Origin of the sequence: Thiofilum sp. (assembly GCF_016711335.1) — a bacterium.
GTDB lineage: Bacteria > Pseudomonadota > Gammaproteobacteria > Thiotrichales > Thiotrichaceae > Thiofilum.
In genome coordinates, this window is sequence record NZ_JADJTF010000001.1 from 15,492 (window position 1) to 26,152 (window position 10,661).

Here is a 10,661-nt window from a genome sequence, read left to right on the forward strand (position 1 = left end):
CCTTTTATAACCTAAATTTTTCATCAACCCTGATTATGATAATCCATAACCTTGAGACATAGACTAACAAGCTAATTATTAAAAACGACTTAAAAGGTTAGCCCTTTTGTTATTTACAAAAGGGGAATAATGATAAAGGAAACTGTACTTGTACAATCAATCCCTTGCCGCTTACTGGTACACTCAACTGAATACTAGCCCCTAATTGCTGTACAATATTGTGCACGATGGCTAGACCTAGCCCTGTTCCAGCCGCTTGATGATTCGAGGCACGATAAAAACGTTCAAACACATAGGGGCGCTCAAGTTCTGGAATACCAATCCCGCTATCCTCCACCCACAACTTTATATGCAGCGGATTAGTAGCCAGTCCTACCTTAATCATGCCTCCGGCGGGAGTATATTTGATGGCATTATCTAATAAGTTTTTTAATAAGATAGTTAAAGCAGACTCATTAGCTAAAATAGTTAAGGGTTGTTGGGGCAACTCCAGTATTAACTCTAATTGATGGCTTTTAGCACTGACTTGATAGTCCTGAGTAATATAGGACACTAGATTATTTAAGGTCACCCATTCCTTTTCTAAATCAGGCATATCATGACGTGCAAGTGTTAATAACTGCTCCACTAGGTAAATAGCTCGCTCAATACGCTCACCTAGCTTTTGAATCGCCTGCAACCGTTGTGGCTCTGTTTTTGCACGCTCTGCTAATTGAATTTGCAATTTTAATGCGGTTAAAGGCGAGCGTAACTCATGTGACGCATCGGCAATAAATGTATGTTGAGCTTTTAATGTCTGCTCTAAGCGTGCTAGTAGCCCATTTAAAGCGTCCGTAATGGGTACTAACTCCTGCGGTTGATCTTGACTAGAAAGGGGTGCTAAATCATTTGAATTACGCTGGGTAATGGCAACCGTCATCTGTTTCAGAGGTCGTAAATTGCGTCTAACAATCCACCCTGTTAAAAACAATAATAAAGGAATCAATAATATAAAAGGAGAAAGTGAACGCAGTGCTAAGTTTTTAGCGAGTAAATCACGCTTGCTTTCGGGTTGAGCGACCTGAATATAATGACCTCGGCGGGAAGTAGTATAAACACGCCAATACGAATCAAAAGCCTGGACATTTTGAAAGCCTAAGGTTTTGTAACGCGGCATAGTAAAATCATTACTAGACGAATAAATTAACTCGCCTTCTGGATTCCAAACCTCAACAAAAATATCCTCACCTAGTAAATCTTTTTCAGAATACTCTGCATCTTCGTCAAGGCGATAAGGTATAAACAGTGCAGCTTGCTGGAGATAATAATCAAATAGTTTATTGGCCTCTTGTTGAGCCACATTATAAATAGCCCAACCTGCCAGAAATGCAGCCATTGACAAGCCCAAACTCAAACTAATAATTAATTGCCAATGAATACTGCGCTTCATCATCACACAGGTATTTTATACCCCACTCCTCTTACATTTTTAATAAAATCCACACCCAGCTTTTTACGTAATAAATGAATATAAACCTCTACCGTATTACTCTCAATTTCTTCATTCCAACCGTAAATTTTATCCTCTAAACGTGTTTTAGATACTACTTGACCGGCTGCTTCCATTAACACTTGTAATAATCCGAATTCTCTGGCGGACAAGTGCAGTAATTCACCGTGCCAATAAGCCTCATGCGTGGCTGGATTTAAGACTAAACCTCTTGCAGCCAGCTCTACTTGAGTACGCCCTGATTTACGCCGTAATAAGGCACGAATCCGCGCAAATAACTCATCTAAATCAAACGGTTTAATCAAATAATCATCCGCACCGCTATCCAGCACTTTAACTCTATCGGTAACTAAATCGCGTGCCGTTAACACCAAGACCGCTGCTTGCCCTCCCCCCCTACGATAATCTAGCAGTACTTGCTCGCCCTTCTTTTTGGGTAAGCCTAGATCTAATACCACCACATCATATTCTTGTAATAAGGCTAGCTCTGCACTATGCCCGTCACGCACCCAATCTACCGCATAATTTTCATTACGCAGACTTTCCTCTAGGCTTTCCCCAATCATGGGATCATCTTCGACAATTAATAAACGCATAGACTGTTAGTCCTTAGGGCTTACTGGCGTTTTTAGCTTTTACACATGGTGTTTTAGGGTTAGCCTATAACCAGCCTTTGTGCTTAAAGAACAGATACGGCGCTAGCCCTGCTAAAATCATCAATCCTAATGCCCACGGATAACCCACTAACCATTCTAGTTCTGGCATGTGTTTGAAGTTCATACCATAAGCACTCGCCACTAAGGTAGGAGGTAAAAACACCACGGCGGCAATAGAGAAAATTTTAATGATTTGGTTTTGTTTAATATTGATAAAGCCTTGGGTCGAACTCATCAAAAAGTTGATTTTGTCAAACAGAAAAGCGGTATGTGACATCAAACCCTCAATATCGCGCATGACCTCGCGCAGCGTTTCATGTGAGTCTTGATAATCGCGTAAATGGCGTAAGAGAAAAGATATACCCCGCTGGGTATCCATCAAACACAGACGGATTTTACCATTCCGATCCTCAAGCTTGGCCAAATCACTAATCGCATCCTCCAGCTCCGAGTCCTCCTCTTCGAGCACTGAATGGCTTACATCTTCGAGCTTATGATGAATATCCTCTAGATAGTCTGCGTGATTTTCAACCTTTTGCTCTAATAGCGTCACGAGCAAATCAGCTACATGACTACACTTGACTTGTCCGCGTCTAGCTCTCAAACGGAATAATCTAAAATCAGCCAGCTTTTCATCCCGAATTGTAATTAAGCGCTCACCCTGCAAAATGAAAGCGACTGAGACCGTGCTATAACGATTGTCCTCTTGATACATAAACAAAGAGTGCACATGAATCCCTGCCTGATCCACAAAGCAACGGGCAGAGGACTCAATCTCCTCAACATCATCAAACTCCGGCAAGTCGGTATGTAACATTTGCTCTAATAGCGAATGCTCATCCTCTTCTGGCTCACAAATATCGACCCATTGCGCTTCTTGGAGTTGTCGAGTTAATTGATCCTTATCTGCTTTGATTTCCCGAATGAATCCGCCATCTAATTTAAATAAGCGCAGCATACGACTCTCCTAAGTATTGGTCTTAGCGCCAAGAGACCGCGATTCTAACAGAATCTAAGGTGTGACTAGCTATTTTACATTTGTACAATCTTTTAGCACTTTAAGGCTTAAAGTGGTGTTAAATAACCGATTAGCGGCTAAAAGAGACAGGAACTTGCTAGATCTCGTATAGTCATACAGGCTGAGATAGATAATTGATGTCCATAGAATAAAAAGTAAGAGGGACTAATTGAATGAAAACCACACGTCAACACTGGGCTGCATGGTTAGTACCTGCGGCGGTGCTGTTGTCTAACCCCATCTATGCAGCTGACACCACCTCACCTTTTGATAGTTTACTAGGGTTGTTTAAACCCAGCCCCCAGTCTAAAGCCACACTTAGTGGCTCACGCGCTAATGCTAATTACATCGGCGCGAATATTGGCTCTGCGAATACTGAAGGTTTTTGCACGCAATTAGAAAATTGTGAAACCAGCAGTAATGCGTGGAAACTGTATGCTGGAGTACCACTCCAAAACGGTTTGCTCTTGGATGGTGCTTATGTGAACTTTGGGGAGCAACAAGGCAAAGCCACTAATGGCTCTACCACCAAAGCGCAACGTAGTGGCTATACGGCGGCTGGGGTGGTGACTTTACCGATGAGTGATAGTTTACATCTTTATGGTAAGGGCGGGATGTTATGGTGGACTAGCGAGGAATCTCACTCGAATAGTCATCAAGCAGTCGATGGCAAATCCACTTTTTATGGTATTGGTGCTGATTACCGACTCAATGGTAACTTAGGGGTTCGCGCTGAGTGGGAGCATTATTCCGATGTCGGCAGTGAGCAATTAAGTGATCGTAATATTAATTTACTCAGTGTTGGCGTTTCGATGTCCTCACTGTGATAGGTTTTTCTCTATTTTGAGGGTAAGCCTTTTACCCTCAAATGCTAGTTGAGCTAGCATTTACACTAATAAGTTCAAAAATAACAATGAATAATAAAGGGCTAACTTTATGAAACACTCTAAACTATTAATAGCTTATTGCCTCATGGCTCTTGCTCCACTCACACAAGCCGATTGGGTAGTACGCAATCCTTTGCCAGTAGTGATTGGAGCCAACAATCCTAATGCGGGCTATGGTGATCCTATTAATGATTTTAGTCAGGGACCGAAACTGTACGCAGGGGTTAGTGCAGGCTATTCTAAACAAGGCGATATTTGTAACGATCCGTTTTTCTCTGGCACTTGCTCTAATGGTGATCTAAATTGGAAAGTCATGGCAGGCGCTCGTTTTAGTCCTATGTTTGGTGCGGAAGTCTCTTATAACGACATGGGTGAATCAAGTATGAGTGGTACTCAAAATGGTAATCCCGCCACCATGCGTAATGAGGTCAAAAGCATTAATTTAGCGGGTATGGGCTATATGCCTGTCACCCCACAGATTGAAGCGTTTGGTAAGGCAGGGGTTTCTTTTTGGAAGCGTGACTCTGAACGCACCACACCTGATACCACTACGACTATTCCTAATAGTAAATTCATTACCGAGCAAACGAATGATAATGGTCAAAGCCCATTATTAGGGGTTGGTGCTCAATATCGTATGAGTCCTAATATTCATTTACGTGCTGAGTGGGAACATATGTTTAATGTAGGCTCAGACTCTAATTATGAAACGGATGTGGATAATTATAGCCTTGGTTTAACCTATTCCACTCTTTAATGTCACCACACACACTGATTGAGGCTGCAAGGATGCAGCCTTTTTTGTAGCCCTTCTCCACCTCACCTCATTGAACACTCGCTTAGCTATTTATTCCCACTTAACCCTATTGAGCTAAACTAGCAATCGTCTATAGTTCGTTAGTTAAGTACCTCTCGTGCACCTAACTACAGGCAATTCAATCTAGCAAAACATTCTATTAGTGGAGTCAATATGCGCAAAATAATCAGCGGCTTAACCTTAGCTTTTTTAGTAACACTATCAGGTGCAGCAACCGCTATGGGTAATCCAGCCTCAATCAACTGCATTAAACAAGGCGGCAAACTACAAATCGTGGGTAGTGTGGGCTATTGCCAATTACCTAATGGGGTGAAATGCGAAGAATGGGCGCTATTTCGTGGCGAATGTCCTGCTAAAGCACCAACCCCATCCAAGCCCCCTATCATTGGTGGCGCACGCGATGCACACGGCTGTTTAGTTGCAGCGGGTTATGCATGGTGCTCTAGCACTAAAAAATGTGAAAGACCTTGGGAATTAGCTAAACAAAAACGCTTCCCCAATACTCCAGCAGGCTTTAATCGTTTCTGCCGTAATCCTGCTCGCTGATACAGCGCTAAGCCCGAATACCCCTTAAACACTGTCAAAGGTAACCGTTGACAGTGTACACTTCCTTCATCCTCTATCATCAATCGTACCCTGAATATGGACTCAAAAATCATAGTCACACGCCTCGCGGCACTGGCTCAAGAATCGCGTTTGGCTATTTTCCGTGAATTAGTGCAGGCCGGAGCATCGGGGTTAAGTGCAGGCAAAATTAGTGAACTGACCCAAACTGCGCCCAACTCAGTCTCCTTTCATATGAAAGAATTAGTCCATGCTGGATTAGTTACCTCACGGCAGGAAGGACGCTATGTGATTTATAATGCCCAATATGCGGCTATGAATGAGTTAATTGCCGCCCTCACCGAAGATTGCTGTAAGGGCGACACTTGTGGGACAGAAGGGAGTTGCGGTTAGGTTAGTGTCTTTACCAAAATAGAAGCCGAGGCAGGACAAACCCCTTGTACTTGGCTAGAGCTATAGAGCGCAGGTGGCAAATCGTTACGCTCTAAGCGCTCATATCCCAATGCTTCAAAAAACGTAGTGGCACTGGTTGTCAATAAATAGAGCTGCTGCAAACCTGCTTGCTGTGCCTCTTGCTCCACCCACTGCACTAACCGCTGCCCTAATCCTTGGCGTCGATAAGGCTGTGCAACCGCTAAAGAGCGCAATAAACCCAGCTTCTCATACCGCTCCAAACCAATCACAGCATAATACTGCGGCGCACCTAAGCCCCAGAACTGGCTGTGCGTAGCAACTGCTAAATCCTCATAGGGAAGCTGTGTGTCCTTCAATAATGCTTGGATTAACCCTAGTGCTTGAATGGGTTCAGGTTCATTATTAACTATTGAGACTTTTTCACTTGCTAAAAACATAGGCTACAACCTCAAATATTAATGCTGGCTACCAAAAGTATTTAAACCCGCAACATTTAACAGCAGCTAGAACCCTGTGACGGAGTACAACACGCCTCTGCTGATTTAGATTGCCCCAATACAGGCACACAACACGGGGTAGCAGTAGTTTTGTCAGCCTCACCAAACACTGGAATACTCTCTAGAGTATGGAACTGCTCCCACGCAATACCTTGCGGATCATTAATCCAATACTTATCCGACATGGCATAGCAACAAGCAGTCCCTTGCTCTGCGGTAATCGTGACATCAATAGTTTTAAGCTGGTGATTCAGTTGCTCTAGTTCCTCATTAGAGTCCACTTGAAATCCTAAATGATTCAATCCTAGCGGCGCACCGCGCCTAGAAATAGCAAAATTGACTCGTGGATCGTCCAACATCCATTTGGCATAGTCCTGTTTTTGCACCGTAGGATTAGCACCAAAGAGTTGCGAATAAAACTGAATATTGGCGGCTAAATCTTCGACTGACACATGCACATGAAAACGTTTCATACTATAAACCTCTTCGTTAATTTCAATATTTCAACTATTATTGAAACAAAGATTTAAAGCAAGCTATTTTTCTACCTACAGTCGTCTGTCTGCTGCTTGCTCTACTAGGTTTAGCTTTAGCAGAGTTTAATAGATGATTAAGACCCTTAAGTTTAAGCAGCTTTCAGTAAACGGTTAGGTAATCACTAAATGGGATGACACTCTTATCAAACCTAGTATACAGCACTTCATTAAACGCACATTTGTTTGGTCTTTATACTTGTCCCGCCCATTTGGGAGGCAATCCAAAATACGCTTTAAAGTCACGGCTTAACTGTGCCGCACTGCCATAACCCAACAATTCCGCAACTTGCTTTACGCTTTGACCTTCTACTGCAAGCATGTGACGCGCACGCATCAGCCTCATAGTTTTGATGTATTGCACTACTGAGCGGCCCGTTATTTGTTTAAAATGCCGGTTAAAACTGGCAATGCTCATATGGGCATACTGCGCAAGCTCATCAACAGGTGGGTTGCGGTATAGATTTTGTTCCATGTATTCGAGGGTTTGTGCGACACGGTTTTGTGGGGTGGATCTATTCAAATGACTGAGAAGTACCGCACTATTATCCTCTTGCAGTACGTGGTAGCACAGTTCACGTACATAAAGCTCACCTAGTACAGCTCCTTGCTTGGGTTGATTGATGACATTTAGCATCCGTCCAAGCACTTCATAAATGGGTGCGCTGATACTCAGCGGTTCAACCCCTGAACGCTCTACGATACCAGTTGACAATGCTTTGCACGACATCATTTGTGCAGCCAGACGCGATAGCTCGGACACCTCTAACTGAATGAAAATACCCAATAACGGGGTATGATTTTGAAGATGAGTTTCGCATTCAAAATGCATAGGAAACCCAACCGCTAAATACTGTCCCGCACCATACTGAAAACGGCGAGCACCCAAATAGCCAATTTTGTATCCCTGAAGAATAAACACTAAACCAAACAAGTAGGCTTGCAGGTGTCGCGGCATCGCCTTATGTGACCAAAAAACCTGAACATTGGGAATGGAGGTTTCGTTAACTCCTTGAGGCGCATTTGTTACAAAGGTTTCGAGAGCTTGGAGATTTAACATGCTGATAATAAAACATCTAAATATGATCGATTATAGCATTTTTCACCGCACTTTTTGCTCTTATTCTCACTTTATTGATTTAATTTGTCATGTTATTGCACGACACTGTTATTCGGGATTGAGGGTTTATTCGGCACAATAGTGCTTCTTAATTTACCTCGTCAGCTCAGGAGAAAAAATGAAACTTTCGCATTTCACTCGTCACTCATTAGGAATTCCTCTTATCGGCTTTGGCACCTATCAGCTTTCTAACGATCAGGCAGAGGTATGTGTTCGTGAAGCACTACACGCAGGCTATCGGCATATTGACTCAGCCGAGGGCTACAATAATGAAGAGGGCACAGGCAGAGGAATAAAGACCAGTGGTATATTAACAATACTTCGGACAGTTTGGGCATGATTGAAAAATAGGCTGGAAGCCTCCAGTGTGGGAAGATGTCGTCAACCACGATAACAACCCCTCACCCCAGAAGCTTCCATGTCCACAATAGAAACGATTCTGAGCCAAATGTCCAGTGTGGCGAAACCGCAGCGCCAGTTTTTGCTGACCTTGTTCAATGCGCTGATGTACCTGCCCAGCCGTGTCAACTTCCGCAACCTTGGACGTTACAGTGACTGCCATGAAAAGACTTTTTCACGCTGGTTTTCACGTTCCTTTGATTTTCTAGCGTTCAACCTGCTGATCTTACAGGATGTCCTGCATGGCAAGGGGGAACGTATTGCGGCTATTGATGCCAGTTTCGTGCCTAAAAGCGGGCGCAAGAGTTATGGCCTAGACTGGTTTTGGAACGGCTCACAGGGGCAGGCGCAACGCGGACAAGAATTATCCTTGTTAGCGCTGGTGGACGTGACCCACAACACGGCCTACACCTTATCCGCCCGCCAAACGCCTACGTTGCCGCGCTCAACCCGCAAGGGTCAAAGCCAACCCGCCAACACCAAAGACAAAACCAAGGTGAAACACCCACCCTTCGTTGGTGCGCCGCTCCCCACGCGGATGGATAGCTACCTTGGACAGCTTCAACACGCCATCACAGTCCTGCTGGGGTGTGGCATCCGTTATCTCGTCGCGGATAGCTTTTATGCCAAAACTAAGTTTGTCAGTGGCATCAGGGAACTCAACTTGCATTTGATCAGCAAGTTACGTCAGGACGCCGACTTACGGTGGCTGTACACGGGCGCACAAAAACCCAAGGGTCGTCACCGCCAGTACAGCGGCAAAGTCAGTTTTGACGACTTATCACGTTTTGAACGGGTCGGAGAGCTGGACGGGCAGCGTGTTTACACCGCTACTGTTAACAGCCCGACGTTCAAACAGATAGTGCGCATCGTCTATCTGGTGCGCGAAGCAAACGGCAAGACCGCTAGCGCACTGCTGTTCAGTACCGACACGGATTGCCCTGCATTAGACATCCTGCGTTACTACCAAGCGCGTTTCCAGATAGAATTTTTGTTCCGGGATGCCAAGCAACACACCGGGCTGTGTGACTGCCAAACGACCCGCAAAGAAAAGCTGGATTTCCACTTCAATACCTCACTGACGGCACTTAACCTGCTCCGGCTGGAAGATCGCCAGCAGAACTGGGATGCCGGGGGCAACGGGCGCAGTGTCCTCTCCGTTGCCAGTGGGAAGATCCGCCACTTCAATGCCCATCTGCTCGAACGCTTTTCTCGCCACTTAAAACTCGACTTCAGCGCCATAAAATCCAGCCCAGCCTTCGCAGACCTATGTAATTATGGTGCTATCGCCGCGTAAACTGTCCGAAGTGTTAATATTAAGAGATGAGCTATTCATCACAACCAAGGTTTTCCCAGGCTATACACCATGGGGCTCTGTCGAAAAGAATTACGACGCCACCATTGCCACATTAAAAAGACAACTGCAACAATTACAGCTCGATTATGTTGACCTGTATCTGATTCATGCGCCATTTTCTGCATTAAGATTGGAACAATGGTCTGCTTGCATCGAGCTAAAAAAATCTGGTCTGGTAAAGCATATTGGTGTCGCCAACTATAATGCAATACGACTCCAAGAAATTTTGGATGCAGGTCTAGATAGCCCAGAGGCCAACCAAATTGAATTTCATCCTCTGTGTGCGCAAATTGACTTAACCCAATTTATGAACAAACATGCCATAGTGCCTATCGCATATAGCTCACTCGCCCCACTATCAAGCTGGCGGGTCGAGGAGGGACAAGGCGGAGAGACCCTTGCCGAAACCAAAGCCCAAGCCCAAATCGTTATCCGTGACATTGCCAACAACATGGGAGTGCCAGAGGCTAACTTGTTACTAAGATGGGGAGTACAGCATGGGTACTGCGTTCTAACCAAAAGCAGCAAGCCAGAACGCATCCGAGAAAACCTCAATATTTTTGATTTCGAGATTTCTGTGGATGATATGGCGCAGCTTGATGCGCTCAACCAAAACCAAGCATTAGCTTGGGCAGCCAATGGTTTGAACCCTATGGAGGTGGCGCCTACGCTAGTATAGTGTTGGAGGATTAACAGGTGACACAGCCTACCGGTGGGCATGTATTTTGGCGTACTCAGCACAAAGGTATTTTTCGCGGTATGTGTCACTATTGTTCTGCGCGACAAAACTAAACGATGTCGAAATCACCCACGCAAAATCTGTACCATACATGCTTATATCGAGAAGCCATTTATTGGTTTATGTAGGACGATAAGCGAATGGCTGGATAAAAAATGGGGTGTTAACTTA

General features: G+C 44.5%; 13 protein-coding genes. 7 read left to right on the forward strand and 6 right to left on the reverse strand.

Translation table 11 applies throughout. The features are described 5' to 3' along the window. Positions 1 to 109: 109 nt before the first annotated feature. From IPL34_RS00095 to corA, 3 genes are all read right to left on the reverse strand, one after another. Entirely contained in the window at positions 110 to 1,432 is a 1,323-nt protein-coding gene (locus IPL34_RS00095; protein ID WP_296835818.1) for an ATP-binding protein, read from the reverse strand. Next, positions 1,432 to 2,085, reverse strand: a complete 654-nt coding sequence (locus IPL34_RS00100) for a response regulator transcription factor (protein ID WP_296835821.1) — start codon at positions 2,083 to 2,085, stop codon at positions 1,432 to 1,434. Before IPL34_RS00100 ends, IPL34_RS00095 begins: the two co-directional genes overlap by 1 nt. A 64-nt stretch (positions 2,086 to 2,149) precedes the next feature. Beyond that, positions 2,150 to 3,103, reverse strand: coding sequence for a magnesium/cobalt transporter CorA (corA, locus tag IPL34_RS00105; RefSeq protein WP_296835826.1), 954 nt, complete (start codon positions 3,101 to 3,103; stop codon positions 2,150 to 2,152). A gap of 233 nt (positions 3,104 to 3,336) precedes the next feature. Between corA and IPL34_RS00110 the strand changes: the two genes are divergently transcribed. From IPL34_RS00110 to IPL34_RS00125, 4 genes are all read left to right on the forward strand, one after another. Beyond that, entirely contained in the window at positions 3,337 to 3,990 is a 654-nt protein-coding gene (locus IPL34_RS00110; RefSeq protein ID WP_296835832.1) for an outer membrane beta-barrel protein, read from the forward strand. Positions 3,991 to 4,099: 109 nt separating this feature from the next. Beyond that, positions 4,100 to 4,807, forward strand: coding sequence for an outer membrane beta-barrel protein (locus IPL34_RS00115; RefSeq protein ID WP_296835838.1), 708 nt, complete (start codon positions 4,100 to 4,102; stop codon positions 4,805 to 4,807). Between the two features lie 213 nt (positions 4,808 to 5,020). Beyond that, positions 5,021 to 5,413: a DUF333 domain-containing protein gene (locus IPL34_RS00120; protein WP_296835841.1), complete on the forward strand. Its 393-nt coding sequence runs from the start codon at positions 5,021 to 5,023 to the stop codon at positions 5,411 to 5,413. Between the two features lie 96 nt (positions 5,414 to 5,509). Continuing rightward, on the forward strand, positions 5,510 to 5,824 hold the full coding sequence (locus IPL34_RS00125; RefSeq protein WP_296835846.1) for a metalloregulator ArsR/SmtB family transcription factor: 315 nt from the start codon (positions 5,510 to 5,512) through the stop codon (positions 5,822 to 5,824). Here the strand turns inward: IPL34_RS00125 and arsN2 are convergent. From arsN2 to IPL34_RS00140, 3 genes are all read right to left on the reverse strand, one after another. Further along, complete coding sequence (gene arsN2, locus IPL34_RS00130; RefSeq protein ID WP_296835850.1) at positions 5,821 to 6,282, reverse strand: arsenic resistance N-acetyltransferase ArsN2; 462 nt, start codon at positions 6,280 to 6,282, stop codon at positions 5,821 to 5,823. The two genes, IPL34_RS00125 and arsN2, sit on opposite strands and share 4 nt — an antisense overlap. Positions 6,283 to 6,338: 56 nt before the next feature. After that, positions 6,339 to 6,815 carry an ArsI/CadI family heavy metal resistance metalloenzyme gene (locus tag IPL34_RS00135; RefSeq protein ID WP_296835854.1) on the reverse strand — a complete coding sequence of 159 codons (477 nt, stop codon included), beginning with the start codon at positions 6,813 to 6,815 and terminating at the stop codon, positions 6,339 to 6,341. Positions 6,816 to 7,068: 253 nt separating this feature from the next. Continuing rightward, positions 7,069 to 7,935 carry an AraC family transcriptional regulator gene (locus tag IPL34_RS00140; RefSeq protein ID WP_296835860.1) on the reverse strand — a complete coding sequence of 289 codons (867 nt, stop codon included), beginning with the start codon at positions 7,933 to 7,935 and terminating at the stop codon, positions 7,069 to 7,071. Between the two features lie 178 nt (positions 7,936 to 8,113). Between IPL34_RS00140 and IPL34_RS00145 the strand changes: the two genes are divergently transcribed. From IPL34_RS00145 to IPL34_RS00155, 3 genes are all read left to right on the forward strand, one after another. Further along, positions 8,114 to 8,335, forward strand: coding sequence for an aldo/keto reductase (locus tag IPL34_RS00145; RefSeq protein ID WP_296835865.1), 222 nt, complete (start codon positions 8,114 to 8,116; stop codon positions 8,333 to 8,335). 78 nt (positions 8,336 to 8,413) lie between these two features. Then, positions 8,414 to 9,691, forward strand: a complete 1,278-nt coding sequence (locus IPL34_RS00150; RefSeq protein ID WP_296835870.1) for a transposase — start codon at positions 8,414 to 8,416, stop codon at positions 9,689 to 9,691. Continuing rightward, positions 9,672 to 10,430 carry an aldo/keto reductase gene (locus IPL34_RS00155; protein ID WP_296835875.1) on the forward strand — a complete coding sequence of 253 codons (759 nt, stop codon included), beginning with the start codon at positions 9,672 to 9,674 and terminating at the stop codon, positions 10,428 to 10,430. The genes IPL34_RS00150 and IPL34_RS00155 overlap by 20 nt, the downstream gene beginning before the upstream one ends. Positions 10,431 to 10,661: the final 231 nt, after the last annotated feature.